This window comes from Candidatus Zixiibacteriota bacterium (assembly GCA_036397555.1).
Taxonomy (GTDB): domain Bacteria; phylum Zixibacteria; class MSB-5A5; order WJJR01; family WJJR01; genus DATKYL01.
In genome coordinates, this window is sequence record DASWIS010000016.1 from 1 (window position 1) to 23,910 (window position 23,910).

The 23,910-nt window shown below is 60.7% G+C and carries 22 protein-coding genes; 10 read left to right on the plus strand and 12 right to left on the minus strand.

Features of this window, described 5'->3' with window-relative positions:
• Positions 1–163 precede the first annotated feature (163 nt).
• Positions 164–928 carry an enoyl-CoA hydratase/isomerase family protein gene (locus tag VGB22_06235; protein ID HEX9750865.1) on the plus strand — a complete coding sequence of 255 codons (765 nt, stop codon included), beginning with the start codon at positions 164–166 and terminating at the stop codon, positions 926–928.
• Between the two features lie 18 nt (positions 929–946).
• Here the strand turns inward: VGB22_06235 and VGB22_06240 are convergent, their stop codons facing one another.
• The 9 genes from VGB22_06240 to VGB22_06280 form a co-directional block, all read right to left on the minus strand.
• Entirely contained in the window at positions 947–1,816 is an 870-nt protein-coding gene (locus VGB22_06240; protein HEX9750866.1) for a hydroxymethylglutaryl-CoA lyase, read from the minus strand.
• Entirely contained in the window at positions 1,813–2,175 is a 363-nt protein-coding gene (locus VGB22_06245; GenBank protein HEX9750867.1) for a biotin/lipoyl-containing protein, read from the minus strand. Before VGB22_06245 ends, VGB22_06240 begins: the two co-directional genes overlap by 4 nt.
• Entirely contained in the window at positions 2,172–3,614 is a 1,443-nt protein-coding gene (locus tag VGB22_06250) for a biotin carboxylase N-terminal domain-containing protein (GenBank protein HEX9750868.1), read from the minus strand. Before VGB22_06250 ends, VGB22_06245 begins: the two co-directional genes overlap by 4 nt.
• Complete coding sequence (locus VGB22_06255; protein ID HEX9750869.1) at positions 3,611–4,393, minus strand: enoyl-CoA hydratase-related protein; 783 nt, start codon at positions 4,391–4,393, stop codon at positions 3,611–3,613. The genes VGB22_06250 and VGB22_06255 overlap by 4 nt, the downstream gene beginning before the upstream one ends.
• Positions 4,394–4,404: 11 nt before the next feature.
• Positions 4,405–6,012 carry a carboxyl transferase domain-containing protein gene (locus VGB22_06260; protein HEX9750870.1) on the minus strand — a complete coding sequence of 536 codons (1,608 nt, stop codon included), beginning with the start codon at positions 6,010–6,012 and terminating at the stop codon, positions 4,405–4,407.
• Positions 6,013–6,090: 78 nt separating this feature from the next.
• The gene (locus VGB22_06265; GenBank protein HEX9750871.1) at positions 6,091–6,711 is read right to left on the minus strand and encodes a cyclase family protein; all 621 of its coding nucleotides are present in this window, start codon (positions 6,709–6,711) and stop codon (positions 6,091–6,093) included.
• Between the two features lie 4 nt (positions 6,712–6,715).
• The gene (locus VGB22_06270) at positions 6,716–7,927 is read right to left on the minus strand and encodes an aminotransferase class V-fold PLP-dependent enzyme (protein HEX9750872.1); all 1,212 of its coding nucleotides are present in this window, start codon (positions 7,925–7,927) and stop codon (positions 6,716–6,718) included.
• 78 nt (positions 7,928–8,005) lie between these two features.
• A complete protein-coding gene (locus VGB22_06275; protein HEX9750873.1) occupies positions 8,006–11,176 on the minus strand; it encodes an efflux RND transporter permease subunit in 3,171 nt (1,056 codons plus the stop codon).
• 37 nt (positions 11,177–11,213) lie between these two features.
• Positions 11,214–12,341: an efflux RND transporter periplasmic adaptor subunit gene (locus VGB22_06280; protein ID HEX9750874.1), complete on the minus strand. Its 1,128-nt coding sequence runs from the start codon at positions 12,339–12,341 to the stop codon at positions 11,214–11,216.
• Positions 12,342–12,602: 261 nt separating this feature from the next.
• Between VGB22_06280 and VGB22_06285 the strand changes: the two genes are divergently transcribed.
• From VGB22_06285 to phoU, 8 genes are all read left to right on the plus strand, one after another.
• On the plus strand, positions 12,603–13,301 hold the full coding sequence (locus VGB22_06285; protein HEX9750875.1) for a response regulator: 699 nt from the start codon (positions 12,603–12,605) through the stop codon (positions 13,299–13,301).
• 3 nt (positions 13,302–13,304) lie between these two features.
• Entirely contained in the window at positions 13,305–14,690 is a 1,386-nt protein-coding gene (locus VGB22_06290) for an ATP-binding protein (GenBank protein ID HEX9750876.1), read from the plus strand.
• Between the two features lie 116 nt (positions 14,691–14,806).
• Positions 14,807–15,964, plus strand: coding sequence for a porin (locus tag VGB22_06295; GenBank protein ID HEX9750877.1), 1,158 nt, complete (start codon positions 14,807–14,809; stop codon positions 15,962–15,964).
• 107 nt (positions 15,965–16,071) lie between these two features.
• Positions 16,072–17,079 (plus strand): PstS family phosphate ABC transporter substrate-binding protein, encoded by a 1,008-nt coding sequence (locus VGB22_06300; protein HEX9750878.1) that lies wholly within the window; start codon positions 16,072–16,074, stop codon positions 17,077–17,079.
• Between the two features lie 69 nt (positions 17,080–17,148).
• Entirely contained in the window at positions 17,149–18,003 is an 855-nt protein-coding gene (gene pstC, locus VGB22_06305; protein ID HEX9750879.1) for a phosphate ABC transporter permease subunit PstC, read from the plus strand.
• A 2-nt stretch (positions 18,004–18,005) separates the two neighbouring features.
• Positions 18,006–18,881 (plus strand): phosphate ABC transporter permease PstA, encoded by an 876-nt coding sequence (pstA, locus tag VGB22_06310; protein ID HEX9750880.1) that lies wholly within the window; start codon positions 18,006–18,008, stop codon positions 18,879–18,881.
• A complete protein-coding gene (gene pstB, locus VGB22_06315; GenBank protein ID HEX9750881.1) occupies positions 18,875–19,675 on the plus strand; it encodes a phosphate ABC transporter ATP-binding protein PstB in 801 nt (266 codons plus the stop codon). Before pstA ends, pstB begins: the two co-directional genes overlap by 7 nt.
• A gap of 15 nt (positions 19,676–19,690) precedes the next feature.
• Positions 19,691–20,377, plus strand: a complete 687-nt coding sequence (gene phoU, locus VGB22_06320) for a phosphate signaling complex protein PhoU (GenBank protein ID HEX9750882.1) — start codon at positions 19,691–19,693, stop codon at positions 20,375–20,377.
• 16 nt (positions 20,378–20,393) lie between these two features.
• Here the strand turns inward: phoU and VGB22_06325 are convergent, their stop codons facing one another.
• Genes VGB22_06325 through VGB22_06335 form a run of 3 tightly spaced genes read right to left on the minus strand, consistent with a single transcriptional unit; the run spans position 20,394 to position 22,679 of the window.
• Positions 20,394–21,605, minus strand: coding sequence for a hypothetical protein (locus VGB22_06325; protein ID HEX9750883.1), 1,212 nt, complete (start codon positions 21,603–21,605; stop codon positions 20,394–20,396).
• A gap of 49 nt (positions 21,606–21,654) precedes the next feature.
• Positions 21,655–22,323 carry a YceI family protein gene (locus VGB22_06330; protein ID HEX9750884.1) on the minus strand — a complete coding sequence of 223 codons (669 nt, stop codon included), beginning with the start codon at positions 22,321–22,323 and terminating at the stop codon, positions 21,655–21,657.
• Positions 22,324–22,349: 26 nt separating this feature from the next.
• Positions 22,350–22,679 carry a hypothetical protein gene (locus VGB22_06335; GenBank protein ID HEX9750885.1) on the minus strand — a complete coding sequence of 110 codons (330 nt, stop codon included), beginning with the start codon at positions 22,677–22,679 and terminating at the stop codon, positions 22,350–22,352.
• A 394-nt stretch (positions 22,680–23,073) separates the two neighbouring features.
• On the opposite strand from VGB22_06335, the gene VGB22_06340 reads away from it, so the two are divergent.
• Entirely contained in the window at positions 23,074–23,787 is a 714-nt protein-coding gene (locus tag VGB22_06340; protein HEX9750886.1) for a hypothetical protein, read from the plus strand.
• Positions 23,788–23,910 lie beyond the last annotated feature (123 nt).

A 23,910-nucleotide genomic window follows, 5' to 3' on the forward strand; every position in this document is an offset into this window, starting at 1 on the left:
GATTTGGCGCTGGTCAACGCTACCGCCGCGCTCGCCTTGATCATTCTGGCGCTATATCTTGTGGGGGCAGGATTAATCAAGTGGCTGCGTTCGGAACGACTGCCGGAAAGCCCAGTTGTCACCACAAGCGGCCAATGAGACAACGACAAACGAGCACCGCGATTTGGATCAACTCATAAAAACGTCGCAGCGAGAGCACACAGCCCGTCTCACCCTCGCCCGGTCGCCGCTCAATGTGCTGAACATCGCCATGCTGACCGAGGTCAACGCATATCTGGAAACGTTGATCGGGCGCACCGACCTGTGCGCGCTGGTGATCGACGCCGAAGGGAAAGACTTCTCGGCGGGTGTCGACATTCCCGAGCACCGTGCGGACACCGTCGAATCGATGCTCGAGACATTTCACCACACATTTCGCCTCTTACACCAACTGCCGATGCCGACCGTGTGCGCGATCCACGGAGGCTGTTATGGCGGCGCGATGGAACTGGCGATCTTTTGCGACATCACACTCGCCGCCGATGAATTGAGGATTGGCGTGCCCGAGATCACGCTTGGCGTGTTTCCGCCGCTGGCGGTCGCGCACCTAGCGCACATTGTCGGAATCAAGAAGGCGGCAGAGTTGATTTACACCGGCGCCGCAGTCGATGCGACGGAGGCGCTGCGGCTGGGGCTTGTCAATCATGTCTATCCGGCGCGGGAGTTTGCCGCGCACGTCGAACAGTTTCTGACGCGGTTGACGCGTCTGTCGGCGTTCTCGCTGCGGCAGGTTAAGGCGGCATTTCGGCGCGCGGTGTTGTCCGATTTCGAGCGCGCGCTCAGCGAGTCTGAATCGGTCTATCTTAAGGGATTGATGGCCGGATCTGATCCGTCCGAGGGAATCACCGCATTCGGCGAGAAGCGCAAGCCGGTGTGGAAGAATCAGTAGCGCTAAACCATTCTCTCATCACGGCGCCGCCTTCGGGTGCCGCTCGATTGGAAGGATTTTTCGCACGATGCTCGAGGCGGCGTTCAGCGCTGCGCCATCGACGGCAACCTCCGCCCCGACGGATCGCAAAGTAGAAATGAGCGTTTCGGTCGCGATGTTCCCCGACGCTCCGGGGGCATAGGGACAGCCGCCGATCCCGGCGACACTGGAATCGTACGACGAAATGCCCAGTTCGTATGACGCGAGCACATTCGCGGCGGCGCGCCCATACGTGTCGTGGAAGTGCATCGCGACGCTTGACGGCTCCACGATCGTCAACAATTGATTCAGCAGGGCTCGGACTTCGTCCGGCTGTGCCATCCCGATCGTATCACCGATCGACAACTCATCGACACCGAGATCGAGCAGGCGCTGCGCGACATCGATTGTCTGCCCCGGTTTGATCTTCCCCTCGTACGGGCACCAAAACGCAGTGGATATGTAACCGCGCACCGGAATGTTGTTCGATCGGGTGCGGGCTATGACCGGCTTGAAGCGCCCGAGCGATTCTGCGATGGAGGCGTTGATGTTGTGTTGGTTGAATGATTCGCTCGCCGCCGTGAAGACAGCAATCTTGTCGACTGTTGCCGCCAATGCACGGTCCAGACCGCGTTCGTTGGGAACGAGTGCCGAATATGTCACCCTGGGATTGCGCGTGATCTGTGCAAACACTTCTTCCGCGTCCGCGAGTTGCGGAATCCACTTCGGCGATACAAAAGCGGACACTTCGATCTCACTGATTCCGGTCGGTGACAAGGCATCGACCAACGCGACCTTGTCGGCCGTCACGATGATGGCCGGTTCGTTTTGCAGGCCGTCGCGCGGCCCGACCTCGACGATGCGGATCATTTCGATTGTGTCAAGGTAACGAGTGAGGCGCCCAAGTCGACCAGTTCTCCTTCGGCACAGTGAACCGCCTCAACAATGCCGTCGTGCGGGGCGGTTAGCCGATATTCCATTTTCATCGCCTCGAGAACGACCAGCAAATCACCCTTGGCGACTCTGGCGCCGGCCTTGGCGGCGACCGTGATGACCCGTCCGGTCATCGGTGCGCGCACGTCATCGTGCCGGTGCGCAATGTTCGTATGGTTGTCGACACCGGAGATCAGATCGCCACGGCCGGGCCAGCCGACCCAGACACCGCGCGGTGTGCGCACCACGGCAAAGCGACTTCTTTTGCCGTCGCACTCGACGATGACCCAGCTCATTGGCTCATCCGGAAGCGACCCAGACTCTGCCACGGTGAGTGAACATCCCCGGCACCGGCAGACATTGCAGGCGTTCGTGTTGACGCTTTCGCCACAATATCATCAAGGCAGTCCGGCGGTGGCGGTTCAGTCCATTGTCGGCCGGACAATGTCGATGTGAAAGTTTCGCCCTGTGCGAAGAACTCGCTGTCGAGAATGTCGAGGAGGAACGACTGATTGGTTTTGATGCCGAGAACGACGGACTCCAGAAGTCCGGCACGCAGGCGCCGGGTTGCCTGCTTGCGGGTATTTCCCCATGCAACGAGCTTGGCCAACAGCGGGTCATAGAATGGGTGGACCGTGTCGCCTTCACGGATCCCGGTATCGATGCGCACGCAGGGATGCGAGGGCCACTCCAGCATCAGCACCCCGCCGGATTGCGGCAGGTAGCCGTTGTAGGGATCTTCGGCGTAGAGCCGCGCTTCGATCGCATGTCCGCGCGCCGTCGGCGGATCGGAGAGCGGTTCTCCGTGCGCGATGCGAATCTGCTCTTGCACCAGGTCTATTCCGGTCAGCATTTCGGTCACCGGGTGCTCGACCTGCAGGCGCGTGTTGACCTCCAAAAAGTAGAACTGCCCATCCGGACCGACGAGGAACTCCACTGTGCCGGCATTGGCATATCCTGCGACCGTTGCGATGCGCACAGCGGCATCGCGCAATGCGTCGCGCGTGGCCTGCGCGATTCCCGGCGATGGAGATTCCTCGATCACTTTCTGATACCGCCGCTGCAGACTGCATTCGCGCTCGCCCAGGGCGATCACGCGTTTTCCGTCGCCAAGAATCTGCACTTCGATGTGGCGCGCCGGATGGATATATTTCTCGATGAGCAATCGAACATCGCCGAATGCCGACTGCGCTTCGTGCCGCGCGCCGGCGAAGGCCGATTCCATCTCGGCGGCGTCACTGACCAGCCGCATTCCCTTGCCGCCACCGCCGCCGGCTGCTTTCAGCAGCAACGGATAGCCGATGTGCGCGGACGCCGACCTGGCTTCGTCAAGCGTGTTGATATCGCGTGCTCCGGGGACAGTCGGGACGCCGACTTTTTCCGCAATGACATGTGCCGTGCGTTTGTCGCCGAGTTGTTCCATTGCTTCCGGTGAGGGCCCGATGAAAGTGATGTCGGCCTCACGGCACGCGCGCGCGAATTGGGCACTCTCGGCGAGGAAGCCGTATCCGGGATGAATCGCCGTTGCACCCGACGACTGTGCCGCGCCGATGATCGTGTCGATGTTCAGATACCGGTCGTGCTCCCCCAAATCGACCGTCTCGTCGGCGAGCCACACGTGCGGCGCGTCGGCATCGGGACGCGTGCACACCGCGACCGATGCGATTCCCAATTCGCGCAACGTGTGCATCACCCGGCAGGCGATTTCGCCCCGGTTGGCGACGAGGATCTTCACTGGGTGTCGGCCGAGAGCCAGCGCGGATTGCGCTTTTCCAAAAACGCGCCCAGTCCGTCCTGTCCTTCCGGCGAGGTCCGGGCCCGCGCCGTCGTTTCGACGGTGTGCCGGTGGGCCGTTACTGCGTCCATCGCTGGTACTTCGCGGATTAGCTGCTTGGCCACCGTCACCGCATTTGGACCACATTTGAGCAAAGCGTGTGTGATCGCCTCCGTTGCCGTGTCCAGAGCGCCGGCGGCGGCGACCGCGTGCACCAGGCCCAGGTCATGTGCGGTTGCGGCGTCGAATCGCTCGCCGGTCAGGAAGTAGCGGCGCGCCGCGCGCGTGCCGATCGCGCGCAGGGCAAACGGTGAAATCACGGCGGGCACGATACCCAATCGCACCTCGGTGAATCCGAAGAGTGCCGTGTCGACTGCCAAGGCGACGTCGCAGCAGGCGACCAATCCCATCCCGCCGCCCAGGGCGTGGCCGTTGATCCGTCCCACGACCGGCTTCGGGCACTCGTCGATCGCGCGAAACATGCGCGCCATCGCGTCGGCATCGCGAGCGTTTTGCTCCTGCGTATCGCTGATGCTTTTCTTCATCCAGTTGATGTCGGCACCGGCGCAGAACACGTTACCGTTGCCGGTCAGGATGACCACACGACAATGCTCGTCAATCGAGGAGAAGGCCCCGGTCAGTTCCGCAATCAGGGTTTCATTGAAGGCGTTGCGCACTTGGGGACGGTCCAGCGTCACCGTCGTGATCGGTCCTTCCCGGGATATGCGAATGGCGTCCATGGGTTACGATACTACATGCGGAAGACCGGTGCGTCGGTTCGCGGAATCGGCGCATTCAGCGATGCCGAGAGCGCCAGTGCGACAATCTGTCGCGTCTCGGCGGGATCGATGATGCCGTCATCCCACAGCCGCGCGGTGCCGTAATAGGGATCGCCTTCACGTTCATACTTCTCGCGGACCGGATCGCCGATCTTCGCCGCTTCCGCATCGGAAAGCGTCTTCCCTTCGCGTTCGAGTTGCTCGCGCTTGATTTGCACCAGGACGCTGGCGGCCTGATCGGCGCCCATCACCGACACGCGCGCGTTGGGCCATGTGAAGAGGAATCGCGGTTTGTAGCCGCGTCCGCACATGGCGTAGTTGCCGGCGCCGTGTGATGCGCCGATGATCACGGTGATGCGCGGCACCGCCGCGGTTGCCACTGCCTGCACCATTTTGGCGCCGTCTTTGGCGATGCCGCCCTGCTCGTAGCGTTTGCCGACCATAAAGCCGGTGATGTTTTGCAGAAAGACCAGCGGCGTGCCGCGTTGCGCGCACAGTTGAACAAAGTGTGCGCCCTTGACCGCGCTTTCGCTGAAGAGCACGCCGTTGCTGGCGACGATCCCGACGGGATATCCCATCCAGCGCGCAAAGCCGCAGACCAGCGTGGCTCCGTATCCGGTTTTGAATTCATGGAAGCGGCTGCCGTCGACGAGGCGGGCGATCACCTCATGAACATCATACGGATGCCGCGCATCGGCGGGCAGGATGCCATACAGTTCGGCCGTGGGGTAGCGCGGGTCCTCCGGGTCACGGACATCCACATCGACTCGCTTGGTGCGATTGAGATTCTCGACCATATTGCGGCACATGCGCAGGGCGTGCGCTTCGTCGTCGGCCAGATGATCGGTGACGCCGGAGACGCGCGAGTGCATCTCGCCGCCGCCGAGTTCCTCCGTCGACACCTCTTCGCCGGTGGCGGCTTTGACCAATGGCGGTCCGGCGAGGTAGATCGTGCCCTGCTTTTTGACGATGATGTTTTCATCGGACATCGCCGGGACATACGCTCCGCCTGCCGTGCACAATCCGAGCACGACCGCCAACTGCGGAATGCCCAGTGACGACATCTGCGCCTGATTGTAAAAGATCCGTCCGAAGTGCTCCTTATCGGGAAATACATCCGCCTGCAACGGCAGGAAGACGCCGCCGGAGTCGACCAGATAGACCGCCGGCAGACGGTTTTCGAGAGCGATTTCCTGCGCGCGGATGTGCTTGCGGATGGTCTCGGGGAAATACGTCCCTCCTTTGACCGAGGCATCATTCGCCACGATCACGCACTCAACACCAGCCACACGGCCGATTCCGGTGACAAGGCCGGCCGACGGCACCTCGCCGTCGTAGTTGTCCCATGCCGCCAGTGCCGAGAGTTCCAGAAACGGCGTGTCCGGATCAAGCAGCTTGTCGATGCGCTCGCGCGCCAGCAGTTTGCCCCGTTTGCGCTGCGTTTCGATAGCGGAATCCGATCCGCCTTTGCGCACCTGCGCAAGCCGGTCGCGCAGCAATTGTGACAGGCCGCGATGATGTTGATCCCGATTCCGAAACTCCTCGGAACGTGGATCGATGGCGCTGCGGAGAATGTCCATGGTGATGCGGCATCAGACGATGCGCAGAGAGTGAGTATGGCCACCGGTGGGCATCGTCGGCAAGCGAAATCCCGCCGCCTACCGCCTGCGCAGGATCGCCCTCACCGGCGACGCATCCATTCCGGCCAGCTTCAGCGGCAGCGCGATCAGTTCGTAGTGCCCTTCGGCGACATGACCCAGCGACAAGTTCTCGAGAATGGCAGCCCCCGCTGACGCGAAGACTTTGTGCGCATCCAGAGTTTTGGAGTCCGCGCGATCGACCGAGGGCGTGTCGATCCCAACCAAGATCACGCCGCGATCCATCAGCAGTCTCGCGGCCTCGGCCGTGAATGATGCGAAATCGTCGCCGAATCGAGTTGCACTGGCCGTGCCGGTCTTAAACAGCACACGCTTGACTGTGCGCTGACCGAGTTTCCCGATGGCACGCCGGTCGAGCTCCCGCACTCCGGCGCAGTCGAGCACATAGACATCGCCGATGTACGGCGTCAGATCGGCATCGACCGGCGATCCGCCGTCAGATAAGAAGTGCAACGGCGCATCGGCATGAGTCCCCGTGTGCAGACTCATCGTGACGCTGCCGACATTGCAGGCATCGCCTTTGCCCATCTGCATAACCCAAAAGGTCTCAAAAGCAGTGTCTCCGGGCCAGACCGCGATCCCCGTCTCCAGCTTCTGTGAGATGTCGATGATCTGCGGCATAAGTCTATGTCACCACACGCTGGTGAGTTGCTTGCCGTTCATAGCTGCGATCAGACAGCATCGACGCGATTTCGGCGATGACCGCATCGATGTCGTCATCGGTGGTGTAGAAATGCGGCGCGATCCGGATCCCTGCCCCCGGCCGATAATCGACCAGAAAGTCGCGCGCCGTCAACTCCGCGGCGACCGGAGATGCATCGGGGATATCGATCGACACGGTCCCCGCCCGGGCTGAAGGATCCTCCGGCGTCATCACGGTCCAGCCGTGTGAACGGGCTAAATCGTAGAGCCGCGCCGTCATTTCCATCGAACGCCGACGAATCGCCGTCGGACCGATTTCGGCCGCAATCTCCAGTCCCGGCCCGCACGCGTACAGCGCCGGGATGTTCGGCGTGCCGTTGATGAATCGATAGGCGCCCTGTGAACGCCGCAACGGCGGTTGGGCAAACGCGAACGGGTTGTCGTGCGACATCCATCCGGTCAGGCGCGGTTTGAGGTCCAGCGCCAAGTCGGGTCGAACGTAGAGAAAGCATGCGCCCGGTCCCCCGCACAGCCACTTCAGGCAGCCGCCGACCGCGAAGTCGACACCCAGTTCGGTCACATCAAACGGCAGGACACCTGCGGAATGGAACGTATCGAGCACGACCAGGGCGCCGACACGGTGCGCGCGCTCGATGACCGCTTTCGCATCGACAATCGCCGATGAGAGAAAAAGCACGTGAGAGATCGGCACAAGCAACGTCGTCTCATCGATCGCCTCGAGCAGATGTTCCGTCGGGACCGCAATCCCATCCGGGCACGGTACGATCCGGACGTGTCCCGCATCACGCAGCCATTCGTGATAGAGGTACTGCAGCGATGGAAACTCCATCTCGACCATCACGACTTTGTTGCGCGGCGGAGCCACATCGAAACACGACAGTACGGTCGCAGACGCCGAGGTGACATTCGGATGCATCGAGACGCTGTCGGGGGCGGCGCCGATCAACGATGCGATACGGTCCCCGACCTGGCGGGACATCATCCACCATGTCTCTTCCCAAGCCCGGACACCGCGACTTTTCCAGGCAGCCGCATAATCCGCCAATGCCGCGGCCGCGCGATTCGGCATCGCACCCAGAGAGTTGGAAATCAGGTAACGGCAGTTACGGACTGAGTCAAACTCGTCGCGATAGGACAGCAAATCTCGCTGCACGGCGGCAATCCCGGATGGCATGTCGGCAAGATACCCGAACCGTGCCAACCGGGCAACCCGACCTGAGAACGGCGGGAAACTGTCGTCGAGTGCAGAATCTTACGGGCCCGATCGCTCGGGCTCAAAATCGCGGCCCTGTGCAACGGGCTCGTCGCTGAGCCCGAACAAACGGCGGACGGAGCTGACCAGTTCGATGGCGTACGAGAAGACTAAGGGAGTCAAGACAAGGGTGATTACCGTCGATACCGCCAACCCGCCAACCACGACCGCGCCAATGCCGCGATACAATTCCGAGCCGGCGCCGGGCATGACGATCAGCGGCAACATCCCGAAGACCGTCGTGCCGGTGGACATGAGGATCGGGCGCACGCGGATGCGGACCGACTCCTTGACCGCGCTGCGCGCATCCATGCCTTCCCGCATCGATTGCAGGGCCTGATAGACGATTAGGATTGCATTGTTGACGACGGTGCCGACCAGGATGACGAAGCCAAGCATGGTCAGTACATCCAATTGCTGTCCGGAGTCGGCCAACTGGACAATACGCAGCCCCAACACTCCGCCGAAGGTGGCCAACGGTACGGTGAACATGATAACAAGCGGATAGACAAACGACTGGAAGAGTGCCGCCAGCAGCAAAAATGTCAGAATCACCGCGATATTAAATCCCGCAAATAGCTCGGTTCTGAGTCGCGACAGATCATCGGCTGTCCCGGAGAAGAACACATCGACCGATCCGCCGATGGTACCGTCCTCCCGCAGTGGTTTCATCACCTGGTTCTGCAGCAGGGCGATGGCGGCTTCCAGTGGAATGTCGTCGGGAAGCGTTGTCTCTATCGAGACCACTCGCTGCCGCTCGATATGATTGATCTGCACCGGCCCCTGACGCATTTCAACGTCGGCGACATCGCCGACCGTGATAATTCGACCGGAGGGCGTGGCCAACGGCAACTGCGCAACGTCCTGCGTGTGGCGGGTCCAGGAATCGGATCCCTTGATCAGCAAATCCAGTTCCCGCCCCTGGTACCAAAACTCGCTGACACGGGCGCCGTCGACCATGGCATTGACCGCATTGCCGATTTCGCTGGCAGTCAGACCCGCGTCGGCCGCGCGCACGCGGTCGGGGATGACGCGGACTTCGGGATTGCCCAAATCGAGCGCCGGGATCGGCCGCGAATTCGAGCCCGGCAGAACCTCGCCGATCTGGCCGAAGATGCGCCCGGCGACGGGGAGAATCTGGTTGATGTCCGCGCCCGTTACATCGACGCGCACCGATCGTGTCCCCGCAAACCCGCGTTCAAACAGGGACGCCTGATTCGCCAGCCCGAATGCCCCCGGCACTGAGAAGAGAATGCCGTTGGCGATGGGAAGCAGTTCCCGAACACGGCCGTCTTCGTTGGCGCGAATGCCGAAGAAGGCCTGGCCCGCAAACGCCACGAAGAAAAAGTTGTCGATCCCCCCTCCGGGAAGGTCTTGTGCCTTATCGAGCGGAGTCTCCCATAAGTGGCGCAATCCGGCCTCGACGTTTTCGCCGAGCTTCACCATCTCTTCTAGGTTGTATCCGGGCGGGGGCAGCATGAAGCCGAAGACAAAGTTCTGGTTCCCATTGGGCAGATACTCGGCCGGGGGTATCAAAAGTACCGTCAGACCCATCGCGACCACGACAATGCCCGCTATCGAACCCAATCGCCGCTTGTTGTTGGCATTGATATAATCGACGTAGCGCGCCAGGCGCGCGGCGAACCGTCCCAGCCACGTTTCATGTCCGGAGTTACCCTTCAGCTTGTGCGAGACGCGGAGGATTCGTGCCGACGCGCTGGGAATGACCGTCAGCGCGACGATCATCGACAGGATGATCGCTGTGCAGATGGCGATGGCGATGTCGCGAAAAAGCTGCCCGGCACGCTCCTGAATGAAGACCACCGGCAGGAAGACCGCGACTGTCGTCACCGTCGAGGACAATAGCGCACCCCAGACTTCCCGCGTGCCGACATACGCCGCCTGCCAGCGGTCCTTGCCCAACTGCATGTGGCGATAGGTGTTCTCGAGGACGACAATGGCGCTGTCGACCACCATCCCAACCGCGAACGCCATCCCCGCCAGTGAGATGACATTGATGGTGCGGCCGAACAGGAACATGGTCAAAAACGTGCTGATGATCGAAATCGGTATCGCGATTCCGATGACGAGAATCGACGAGACCGAACGCAGGAAGAAAAAGAGCGCGACAATGGCGAGCAGCCCGCCCAGGTAGATGTTGTTGAGGACCAGATCGATCGCCGAGTCGATGTAGATCGTCTCGCGGTAGACATTCTGCACCGACATGCCGCGCGGGTTGAGAATGTCGCGGTTGACGCCTTCCAACTCGGCCAACAGCCCTTCGGTCACTTCCATCACGTTGGCCCCGACCTGCCGTTGCGCATTAAACGCGATCGACGGATGGCCGAAGTGGCGCACCTGTGCAACCGGTTTTTGATGCGCCATGCGCACGTCGGCCAAGTCGCGCACATAAATCGGGGTTCCATTGCGGGTCGTGACGACGGTATTGGCGACCTGGTCGGTACGCTCGTAGCGCGAGGTCGTACGCACGATGTAGCGGCGCTTGCCTTCACTAAAATCGCCGCCGGAGATGTCGCGGTTTTCAGCGCGCAGCGCAGCGGTCAACTGCGCAATGGTGATCCCCATCGACGCGAGCCGGTCGGGATCGAACTCGACATGCAACTCATCGTCGACGCCGCCGAAGAGGTTGATCGCGGCCACGCCGGGGACACGCTCCAGCCGCGGCTTGACCATGTCCTCTATCAGCCGCTGCATGTGGGGCACGTAGACCGACGAATCGCCCTTGACCACAAACCAGGCGATCGCGCCCTCGAACGGACCCGAGGCGGTGACGATGGGGCGGTCGGCAGTTTCCGGGTAGTCGGGCACCTCGTTGAGCTTGTTGGTGACTTTCACCAGCGCACCGGTGATGTCGGTGCCGACCGCAAATTGCAGCAAGACCTGCCCGTAGCCGTCGTGCGATTCGGAGTGCATCTCCTCCAGTCCTTCGACCGACTTGAGGAATTCCTCCTGCTCCTCGATAATCTCCTTTTCGATCTCCTCAGGGGAGGCGCCGAACCAGTTCGTGGTGACCGTGATCTGCGGCCGTTCGACTTCGGGCGTCAGTTGCACCGGCACGCTGGTCAACGCGACAATGCCGCCCATCACCAGGATGAGCACGCCGACAATGACGGTAACGGGGTAGCGGATGGAGGCCTGAATAAGATTCACGCGAAATCCTTAAACGGACCGGGCGCGCATCGGCGCGCTACGGTGACGACGACGCGCCGTCGGCGGGCGGCGCGGCGGGCGCGGTACTCTCTTCGGTGCGAACCGGGCTGCCCGGGAATATGCGCTCGTTGCCTCGGACGACAATCGGCATGCCAACCTGCAATCCGTCGCCCGAGACCGCGACCATCGAGCCACTCGATGCCGACGTCATCACCGGGATCGGCGCCGCCAGGCCCTCGTTAATCGTGTACACGAGGGATTGCATCCCCTGACGGACCACCGCGTCCTTCGGGACCGCCAAACTGGAGAACCGTTCCTTCATCGACAGGGTGGCGCGAACCAGCGCGCCGCCTCCCAGCCGTCCTTCACGGTTGTCGACTTTAATGATGACCGGGTACGTATGGGTTTCCCCGGAGGCATTCGGCGCAAACCCGGTCACGCGACCTGTCAACGGCTCCTGCTCATCTCCCGATGCTATGATGAAGACGGAACTGCCGATCTCAAGGTGCCCGAATTTGCGTTCCGGCAGATCGACGACCACTGTGAGCTCGGACAGATCGACCATATCGTAAACCGGATCCCCCACGCTGACCCATTCGCCCGCATCAAGATGCCGGCGCAGCGTGTATCCCGAATACGGCGCTTTGATGCGGCAGCTTTCATAGTCGATGGCCGCGCGGTCGCGCAGGGCCTCGGCGCGCATGACTTGTGCTTCGGCGCTTGTGATCCAGGCCTCGGCGCTGTCGAGCGTGATCTGTCGGACCAATTCCCTGGCGAAGAGTTCTTCCGTCCGCTTCCGGTGTGATCGCGCCAATTGCAATTGCGCCTCCGCCTGCTTTAAGTCGGCCGTTCGCGACTGCAGGTCGAGACGGACGCGTTCCCCGTCCAGTGCGACAAGGACCGTACCGCGCGTCACCCACACGCCCTCCCCGGTCACGATCGAGTCGACAGCTCCGTCCACTTCGGAGACGATAGAGCTGGTCGCTCGCGCTTCCGTGCGGCCGATCAGTGTGAGCTGCTCGTTGAACTCCAGCATGCGGACTGTGTCGGTCGCGACCAACATCGGCGGCATGCCTTGTGCCGGCACTTCGACTGGTCCCGATACGCCGGCCACTGCCGCCAACGCGACCCCCCGGAGCAGGTGTTTTGCGATAGCTGTCTTCATTGAGTCGGGTACCCGGAATCGATGAGTTAGTGATAGGCCCATGTCGGCTGGCGCAGTATCAATCATACGAATATACACCGTCACAGTTTGCCCGTAGGCCCATTTGTGATATCACTTTGGGGTCCCCGTTAGAACCATCTGCCTCCATCGGTGTTCCCGCATCCAGTTAACGATCGCTTAAGACTCCCCGACTGTTCTATGACCTTCACTAATCCACCGTTTGCGTCGGACACAACGGGATGCTTCCTTGCGGTCCACGCTATGGAGAAACACACAATCCTGGTCATCGAGGACGAGCCGGATATTCTCGACGTCATCGACTACAACCTGAAACGTGATGGGTTCACGGTTGTCACGTCTCCGGACGGGGAGCAGGGGCTCAGCGAAGCCCAAAAGACCCCTCCGGATCTGATTCTGCTGGATTTGATGTTGCCCGGTCGCGACGGTCTGGAGGTGTGTCGCCGGCTTAAGGCGAACCCCTCGACCCGCTCCATCCCGATTATCATGGTCACGGCAAAGGGTGAAGAGGGCGATATCGTGTTGGGGCTGGGAATCGGGGCCGACGATTACATCACCAAGCCGTTTTCGGTCCGTGAGCTGATGGCGCGCGTCAAGACCGTTCTGCGTCGAGGCCCGTTAACCGACGTCGGGCGCAGCCGGGATCGGATCGCCCGCGATGCTCTCTTGATCGATAAAGCGCGCCACGAGGTGCGCGTGGCGGGAGAGTCGATCGTCTTTACCGCGACCGAGTTTCGTCTTCTGCACTTTCTGGCGGCCAATCCCGGACGTGTCTTCACACGTAACCAATTGTTGGATCGCGTGATCGGAGAGGAATCCGATGTCATCGACCGAAACATCGATGTTCACATTCGCGCCATCCGCAAGAAATTGGGAGACTCGGCCGACCTGATTCAAACGATCCGTGGCGTTGGATACCGCTTCCGCGACGAGGAAGAATAGGCCGTGCGTCGCGCCCCGCTCTTCTGGAAAGTCTACATTGCCTGCCTGCTGTGCGTCGGCGCCGTGGTCCTCTTCGGTGCGCAACTCGAGGATTCCGAACGCTCGCTGTGGGTGACGCTGATTGCGGGCGCGATCGTGGCGCTCGCGGTCACGGTACTTCTGGCAAAACCGGCGATCGGGCGTCTGCGAACGATTTCGACGGCGTTGCGAAAGCTGGCCGCCGCCGAATTCGGCCATCGAGTCGAAGTCGACCGCCACGACGAGATCGGCGGACTGGCGCATGATTTTAATGTCGCGGCCGGGGGATTGCATGAGCGCTTTTCGGCCATCTCCGGGGACCGGGCCAAATTGGCCTCGATCTTGTCGGGAATGATCGATGGCGTGGTTGCTGTCGATGCCGACGCACGGGTCATCCACATCAATCAGACCGCCAGCCGTCTGCTGGGCGCCCCGGCGATCGAGAGTCTGGGCCGCCCGGTCTGGGAGATCACACGGATCACCGCGCTGGCGGAATTGTTGGCTGATGTGCTGGCCACGGGACTGCCGCGGGACCATGAAGCACGGATCGTCGAGAAGCCGCGCGATCGGCATGTCGCGCTCTACGCCTCGCCGCTGCTGGACGAGGCCGGGCATAACGCCGGCGCGGTGGCCGTTCTCCACGATGTCTCCGAGCTGCGGCGACTCGAGCAAGTGCGCCGCGACTTCGTGGCCAACGTTTCCCATGAACTGAAGACGCCGATCACGGCGATTCAGGGGTTGGTGGAAACACTTCTGGACGACTCAGGCACGGATGGGCCGACGCGACAGAAGTTCCTCGAACGGGTCAGGCATCAATCGGAACGGCTGTCGAACCTGGCGACCGATCTGTTGTCGCTGTCGCGACTGGAGGCCGATCACTCACTGCTGGAGCCGCTGTCACTGGACTGGCGTTCGGTCATCACCGAGTCAATCACGGCCCTCGGTCCTTTGAGCCAGAAACGAGGCGTGCTGATACGATCAGTGTTGAATCCGCTGCCTGTTGAGGTGATCGGAGACCGCGAGACTTTGCGGCAGGTCATCGACAATCTGCTTGATAACGCCATCAAGCACACACCGTCGGGCGGACAGGTCACGGTCTCACTGTCCGGCGACCGAAACCGCGCGACCCTCGAAGTGACCGACACCGGGATCGGGATCGATCCTGTGCATCAGGAACGGATCTTCGAGCGGTTCTACCGGGTGGACACTGCACGGTCGCGTGAGATGGGAGGGACCGGATTGGGTTTGGCTATTGTCAAGCATGTCGTCCTGGCCCATTCCGGCACCGTCACCGTCGACAGCACCCCCGGCCACGGGAGTACCTTTCGGGTTACGTTGCCTCTGGCGAGCGCGGCGCCTCCGGGGCGTTAATTTTAGAAAAAATCTCTGCCTTAACCATTTCTTCATTTGCGAACACCACTCTCGAGAAGCTCGACCGGGCTGGGGTCGGCAATGGCGTCATCACGCAGATCAAAGAGGAGGGTCGCATGCGCGTGAGGAAAGGCGTTGGGAGTGGGATTGTTCTGATCACCATGCTTTGGGTCTGGCCGACCATTGGGCTCGGCTTTGAGAGACAGATCAAAATTGGCGGGCTGATTCAAAACGACTGGTCGGCCGGTGAAGGCGACGATGGCTTGCGAGCGCTCGTTGGTGAACTGGAGGATGGCACGGAATTCCGTCGCGCCCGGCTCTGGGTCTCCGGCAAAGTGCACGAGCGGATCGCCTACAAGGCGCAGTACGATTTTGCCTCCGGCGTGCCGTCGTTTAAGGATGTCTATATCGAACTGATCGGCATCCCCGCGCTCGGCGGTCTCCGGGTCGGTCAGTTCAAGGAACCATTCAGCTTTGAGGAACTGATCAGCGGCTCCCAAATCTCAGTTTTGGAACATTCAGTCGCGCACGCGTTCACACCCTCCCACAACACCGGCATCGCCCTGTTCAACACATGGGAAGACCAACGCATTACCGCGACAGCCGGAGTGTTTCGTGAAGACGATGGGTTCGGCAAATCGACCGGTGACGGCGAATACAACTTCACCGCTCGTTTGACCGGGTTGCCGTGGTTCGACGATGGCAAGGGACTGGTTCACTTCGGCGCGGCTGTCAGCCGTCGGGATCCGGCCGACGACATGGTCCGGTATTCCCAACGCCCATCACAGCACCTGGCTCCCCGATTTGTCGACACCAGGGCAATCGCTGGAGTCGACGCGGCCGTGCTGGCCGGGTTCGAGTTTGCCGCGGTCTATGGTCCGGTGCCGATTCAGGCGGAGTACCTCAGTTCACACCTCGATGCCCCGTCGGTCGATGACCCGAGCTTCAACGGCTATTACATCCAGATTGGCGCGTATCTGACCGGCGAGCATCAGGCCTACAAGAAGTCCGCGGCGGTATTTGATCGAACTCAGCCACGATCCGACTGGGCTTCCGAGAACAACGGAGTGGGCGCGATCCAAGTCATCGCACGGTTCTCGCGGGTCGACTTAAGCGACGGCATCGTCACCGGTGGCGAGATGGAGGATATTGTATTTGGGTTAAACTGGCTCCTCAACCCGTATGCCCGGATCATGGTTAATTATATGCATGCCAATCTCTTAGGTGTTGGCAATGCCGATGGGGTCTCGACGAGGATCCAAGTCGACTTTTGAGTGATAAACATAGGTTCTTTAATGCCTCTTAACATTGCGAGAACAAACTATCTCACTTGTGTCGCATTGTAATGCGGTCTAAGCGTCGTCCATACGGAGGGGTGATCATGCCATCACGGATTGTCGTCGCTTTACTCATCATCTGCACTGCAATTGCCGGCTGCGGGTCGGGCAACGGCGAGCCAAAGTCAACGGGGATGACCGGAACGGTCACTGTTGACGGTTCCAGCACGGTCTTTCCGATCACGGAAGCGGTGGCCGAAGAATTCCAGAAGGTGCAAACGGGTGTTCGTGTCACAGTCGGCATCTCGGGCACCGGAGGCGGTTTTAAGAAGTTCACATCGGGTGAGACAGACATCAGCGACGCCTCGCGACCCATCAAGCCCGAGGAAGTGGCGCGCGCGGCCCAGCATGGTATCGAGTATGTCGAGTTGCCGGTGGCCTTCGATGGGTTGTCGGTCATCGTCAACCCGGACAACACATTCGTCAACTCGTTGACGGTGGCCGAGCTCAAGCGCATCTGGGAGCCGGGCAGCACGGTGAAATTGTGGAGTGACGTGCGGCCGGAGTGGCCCAAACGGAAAATTCGCCTTTATGGCCCGGGTACCGATTCGGGAACGTTCGACTACTTCACCGAGGCGATCAACGGCAAGTCGCAGTCCTGCCGGGCTGATTTTACCGCCAGCGAGGATGACAACGTCTTGGTGCAGGGCATTGCCGGCGACCCCGATGCACTCGGGTTCTTTGGATTCGCCTACTATATCGAAAACCAGGACAAGCTCAAACTGGTCCCCATCGACGACGGCAATGGGCCGATCGCCCCATCGGAGGAGACCATCAACAACGGGACCTACGCGCCGCTGTCCCGCCCGATTTTTATCTACGTCGGCACAAAGGCCGCGCAGCGTCCGGAAGTCGGGGCGTTTGTCGACTTCTATCTGGAGCATGCCCCGGTGTTGGTCGGAGAGGTGGGGTATATTTCATTGCCGCAGGCCGCGTATGCGCTCGCCAAGGATCGGTTTGCGCGCCGTGTGACCGGGTCGGTATTCGAGGGACGATCCACCACACGAATCAAGCTGGAAGACTTGCTCTCCGCCGAATCGGCGGGAACGTGATCAGTTGAGCCGGTGAATCATACGGCAACGGCACTACCGCCCAAAAGGCGCCGCTGGTCGGAGGAAGCGATCCGCGGCGGCCTTCTTGTGTGCGCGCTGCTGTCGATCGCGACGACGATCGGGATCATCGCTGTCCTCGCGAGCGAGACCTACTCATTTTTCAAACACATTCCGCTCTTCGAGTTTCTGTTCGGCACCCGCTGGACGCCGCTGTTGGAGCCGAAATCATTCGGCGTGCTCCCGTTGATCAACGGCACTTTTCTGGTGGTTGTCGGGGCGGCGTTGGTCGCCATTCCCGTTGGGCTCACGGCGGCGATCTACCTCAGTGAATACGCCCCCGACCGCGTGCGCTCCATACTCAAGCCGACGCTGGAGGTATTGGCCGGAATCCCGACGGTCGTGTACGGATACTTCGCTCTGACCTTCGTCACCCCGCTGTTGCAATTGATCATTCCGTCGACGCAGGTGTTCAACGCCGCCAGCGCGTCGGTCGTTGTCGGAATCATGATCCTGCCGATGGTCGCATCGCTTTGTGACGATGCCTTGCGGGCCGTGCCGCACTCCCTGCGCCAGGGTGCATATGCACTCGGCGCCACGTCGTTTGAAACCACGACGCGTGTCGTCGTACCGGCGGCGCTCTCGGGGGTGATGGCGTCGTTCGTTCTCGCCGTTTCACGTGCCATGGGCGAGACCATGGCAGTGACGCTGGCGGCGGGCGCCTCCCCGAAGATGACACTCAACGTCTTAGAAAGCATCCAGACGATGACGGCGTATATCGTCCAGATCAGTCTCGGCGACACACCCGCGGGCACGATCGAGTATCAGACGATCTTCACGGTCGGCTCGTTGCTCTTTGCGATCACGCTGGTGATGAACGTGATTGCCAACCGCGTGCTGCGCCGGTTCCGCGAGGTATACGAGTGACGATGGCACATCCCGCCAAAGCGGGCGCGCTCGGCGCGCGCCGCAGATGGGCCGCGCTCTTTGTCGCGACATGCCGTCTGTTCACCTGGCTCGCCGTGGTGTTGCTGGGAGTTTTGATTCTTCATGTCACGCGCGAAGGGATCGGCTGGCTCGATGGGGGCTTCCTGTCGAGCTATCCGTCACGATTCGCGGAGAAGGCGGGCATCAAATCGGCGCTCTTCGGGACGTTGTGGCTGACATCGCTGACAGCGCTGTTCTCAATACCGGTGGGAGTAGCGGCCGCCATCTACCTTGAGGAATTCGGCGGCCGCGGAAAACTCAGTGCGTTTATCGACATCAACATCGCCAATCTCGCCGGTGTACCGTCGATCGTGTACGGCATCCTGGGGTTGGCGATCTTTGTGCGGTGGTTTTCGCTGCAACGCAGTGTGCTGGCCGGTGCGCTCACCATGAGTTTGCTCATCCTGCCGGTGATCATCATGTCTTCACGCGAAGCCATTCGCGCGGTCCCGCACTCGATCCGCCAGGCCGCACTGGCGTTGGGCGCCACACCGTGGCAGACTGTTCGTTACCATGTCCTCCCGGCGGCACTGCCGGGCATCCTGACGGGCCTCATATTGGCACTCTCACGCGCCATCGGCGAGACCGCGCCGCTCATCATGATCGGCGCACTCACATATGTCGCTTTCGTTCCTTCCGGGCCGATGGACGCGTTCACCGCGCTCCCCATACAGATTTTTAACTGGGCGTCGCGGCCGCAGGCTGAGTTTCATCAGTTGGCGGCGGCCGGTATCGTCGTCCTTCTGGCCGTATTGCTGATTATGAATGCCGCGGCGATCATCATCCGTCATCGCTCACAGCGAGACCGCGCATGGTAACTCCCAGCCCGCAGCCGACCGCCAGAGCCGCCGACGCCGCCGGCTCGCCGACGATCATCCAGGCGCACGATCTCTCGATCAGCTACGGAACCGCGCCGGCGATCCGAAATCTGAGTCTGGAGATCTCCGAGAATCGCATCACCTCGATCATCGGCCCGTCGGGATGCGGCAAAAGCACTCTGATTCGCGCATTCAATCGCATGAATGACTTTATCCCCAACGTGCGGATGGAGGGCGTCATCGAGTACCGCGGCGCCAATCTCTATGGCCCCGGCGTCGATCCCGTGGATGTCCGCCTGCGTATTGGGATGGTCTTTCAGAAGCCAAACCCATTCCCCAAATCCATCTTCAAGAATGTGTCATGGGGGCCCTCGATCAACGGACACAGATCCGATGTCGACGGTTTGGTCGAGGAGTCGCTGCGCCGCGCCGCACTGTGGGATGAGGTCAAAGACCGGCTGCGCGACAGCGCCCTGGGACTGTCCGGCGGGCAGCAGCAGCGGTTGTGCATCGCGCGCGCCCTGGCGATGCAGCCCGACGTCATCCTGATGGATGAGCCCTGCTCCGCGCTCGATCCGGTCTCCACCTCCCGGATCGAGGACCTGCTGTTTGAACTGAAAAAACAGTACACAATCGTGATTGTCACCCATAACATGCAGCAGGCGGCGCGTGTCTCCGACTTTACGGCCTTTCTGGACGCGGGCAAGTTGATCGAGTTCGGCGACACCGAGACACTGTTTACGCGACCCAAAGAAAAACGGACCGGTGACTATGTCATGGGGCGGTTCGGTTAACGCAAGGACGGGCGCATGTCGAAACACCTGTTGCGCGACCTGGATATCCTCAAGCGGGAAATCCTTACCATGGGATCGCTCGTCGAGGAGCAGATCAACAAGGCGATCCGCGCGCTGGTCGATCGGCGTCCTGATTTGATCGCGGAGGTCCTCGACGGCGACGAAAAGATCGACCAGACCGAAGTCGCAGTCGAGGAGTCCTGCCTGAAAATCCTCGCGCTGCACCAGCCGGTCGCCCAGGATCTGCGGTTTATCATCACCGTGTTGAAGGTCAACAACGATCTGGAACGGATCGGCGATCTGGCGATCAACATCGCCAAGCGCGCGAAGTATCTCTGCGCACACGAGCCGCTGCCGATGCCGATTAAGATCGCCGATATCGCCGAAACGGTCAGCGCGATGGTGCGATCCAGTCTCGATGCGCTGGTCAACGGCGACACCAAGACCGCCATGTGGGTCTGCCAAATCGACGATCAGGTCGACGATCTGAACAAGAAAATGTTTATCGGACTGCAGAGCCTGATGCAGAAGGATTCCAAGACGATCCCCCGGGCGATCAATGCGCTGTCGGCCTCCCGCCATCTGGAGCGCATCGCCGATCAAGCCACCAACATCGCCGAGGACGTGATCTTCCTTGTCGAGGGAGAGATCGTCCGGCACCGCATGGATGACTTGATGGAAACCGTCAACGGCGCCCCGTAGTCCCGTTTGCTTAGCACTACAGCTTGCGAATCAGTACGTCGTCGCACGGTATGCCGAGGCGTTCGAGGGACGCAAAGAAGTGGCCGAGCGTCAGAAGGTACGCGTTCGAGCCGACGGCGATGTCCTCCCGCACCGTCGGGGATATGTTGCTGTAAAAGTAGTGGCCGGATTGGGCATTGACTTCCCGAATGCGCGGGCGGTCTTCCATGCGGTCGATGAAGAACGCTCCTGCTGTCAGGACCGGTTCCCCCGGAAACAGGAAGGCGTGGTTGGCGCGGGGGACTTTGCGTCCGGTCTTCTGTTCCATCCGGTCGACGTCCTCGCGCAACAGTTCACGCCCAAAGCGCACAGTACCGTCGACCCCGACCGCGAAGAAGTATTCCCCGGCTGCCAGCGTATCGAAGCCGGCGCGGGTCAATGTCGAGAGCACACGCATGTCACCCCCCCTGTCGACGAACTGACGGAATTCGCGTTGGAGCATGGGCTGCTCTTTATCGGGGTACGCAACCGGCCGGGCACTGTCGATCATCGCCCCCCGCAGAGAGTCGGTTGGTATGAAGCCGCGGATGCCGTGCGCGAAGTCGGTCGATATGCCTTCATGGTCGTGAAGATACTCTTTGTAGTTGGCGTAGCCCTCGATTACATACCCCGGCGGTTCGGCATAGAAGTCCTCTCGCTCGGGAAGTCCGAAGTCAATTGCCCGAGGAGGGTTCGCATCGGGCAATCCGGAATCAATCTGTTGCAGGTAGTCGGAAACAGCCGCCGCGTAGCGCCGCCGCCGGTCGATCACATCGTTGTTCGCCGCGATCAGTGACCGCTGCCAGATCAGCCAGCGCAACTGCTGGATTGCGCCAAACCAGATCGTGTCCGCATGGGAGTCCGCCATCACCGTGCCCGCTGCCCAGGGCAAGGGCGCAGGGTCTCTGGCGATACGGAAGCCGAGTTTGCCCTGCAAAGGAGCCGCCGCCGAATCACAGATGGCCGCTGAGAAACAGACAACGCGGATGTATCGCAGGCGCGTAGACAGCCAGGCATCACCCTCATACGATGGGTCCAGTGGCCCGCGGACGAGAACGTCGGCTCGATTGCCCAACTCGCCGGTCAGCCATGCGTGCAGGTCGCTGCCCACCCACGCGGTCAGGGCGTCGAACGCGTTCCCGGTAATCGGTTCATTTGCTCGTGCGAGGGCGGCAAGACTCAGGCACAGCGCCAGAGTTATGCCGTACACAGGGCGTCGAACGGACGCGGTCGGACGATTCATGTGCGTTGCTTGTGGATTACTTTCCGGAGGTGGCGAAGAGGCGAACCTCGATCAGAATCTCTTCACCGACCTGCGACCCGATGATCCCCGCCCCGCGCGGGCCGGTGATTCCGTAATCGGCCAGTTTCAATGTGAAGGCCGCGTGTGCGGCCAGGAGCGAGCCGGTCAGCTTCTTGTCGGCGCGGGCGGCATCCGGCATGAAAGTCACTGTTGCCGGAAATTCGACCGTGTGAACAGAGTCGTACAGCGCGAACTCTCCCACGATCGTCATATCGTAGGTAGCCGCATCGTCGATTCGCTTCGACAGGTCGACACCTTTGGTACCTGATATTGCGAGTCGGATCTCCGGATGCTGCTCCGCGTCGAGCCAGTCAGAACTGCGCAGATGCTCATCACGCTTCGGGATTCCGGTGCGCAGGTCGCCGACTTTGACGACAATCTCTCCAGTGCCCCCAGCGTCCGGCCGAGCCGGGTCGAACGTGACCGAACCGTAGACCTCTTCCGCTTTGCCGACAATGTCTTCAAGGGGCGCTTTGCTTTTGAACACGACAGAATTGCGGCCGTATGACGGGTCGATCAAAAATACGACGCCGTCGGCCGCCGCGGAGTCGTTGATCGGCTGTTGCTCCTGGGCGTACGTGGCCGCGGTTCCTGCCCATATTGTCAGCATGGCGGCAATCGTCATGTACTGCATGGTCCGTTGAGATTGGATCACTTGCTGTGTCGCTTTCGAGTTCTCCACAAGGTCAGGGCCGCGACTGCGGCCCAGTATGGTACCACAATGGTTACGACCGAGACGACGTGTTTGTCGAGCAGAGCGGGCGCGCCGGGCAGCAGGCCGAATCGGAATGCGTCGCGACGGGTGTGTTGCGTCGCATTGTCATCGTAGAAGCCGGCCGCCGCCAACGGATCGTCGGGTTCGAGTTCGATGGGTACTTCCTCAATGACCTCATATTTGGTGTAGTAATCGCCCCCGGTGCTCTGCCACAGGACCAGCAAACCTGCCGTCACCACAATCGCTGTCAGGATCTCCCGGTTCATCTTCATCAAACCCGTTCATTGATACCCGATCCGTGGGGATTTCGGGACTGTAATCAGCGATCGGGCCGGCAGACCGGCTTCCGGCCACACCACGTCATCGCCTTAACCACTTGGGGGCGTTGGCCTTCGGGACGCGCCCCCTGCCGGCTTTGGGCCGGTTCTGCAGAAGCTTCCCGTTTGGGTAGAATAGGCAGGACATCGAGTGCGAGTCACGTCCGCTTCCTGTCCTTTGCGCGTTGCGCCACGCGTGCGAATTGTGTAATGTTCGGTCATTCAGTGTTGCGTGCGGGCATTGTCCCGTTGCGCGGGACCGCGAATTGAATTCGTGGCCGCCCCGTCGCTTGCAGGGCATCCCGGCTCGTCACACGCCAGGAGGCACTGATACGAGCAGTAAATGATCAGAATTCTGATTGTATTGGTTCTTGACAGGGAGGACATAATGAGTATCGAATCATCGTCCCATAAGCTACGCGTTAATCCGATTGCACGTTACAAAATCCTTAAGTCCACGTTGATTGCCCTGGCTTTCATCTTCCCCTGTGTGGTCGCAAGCGCGACAGCCGATTCAGGTCAAACCCGCGATGCTGCGCTGTCAGAGATGCGGAGTAAGTACTCTGTCTCGCTGGATCGTGATGGATTGATAAATTTCGTAAAGGGTGATTTCAGTGATGACGTTCCCGCTGGCAGCCATGAAGACAGAGTGCGGGCATTCTTTGTGAGGTACAAGGATGCCTACGGGATCGACCGGGAAGCTGACGAACTTCGACCGGTCAGCGATCGAATTGACAAGGCGCTCGCACTCCCTGGGAGACCGGTAATTGCAAGTCAGCGGATACTGACGTTTGAGCAAGTGCACATGGGCATCCCCGTATGGGGCGCGTGGATTCTCGCCTACTTTGCAGAGGATGGCCAACTGAAGGTAATCTCAGGCAGTTTCCACACGCAAGCAAGGGTCAACACGATTCCGAGCATTACAGAGCATTCCGCGAAGACTGCAGCCCGGACAATGCTCGACCCCGGAGCGGATCCGCAATTCACAGTCTCGGAACTGCGCATTATGCCACGTAGCACCCGACCTGAAACGTTTTACCTAGAATCAGTTTCATAACTGAATTCGCAAGTAAATCAACGGATTACGCCGAAGTTGGACCTCTTGCATCCGCCGCTCCTGTCACGGAATCCGGTCTGTTTGGGATGGACCAGACTGTCTCCTCCCTCCTCGGGAGGACCG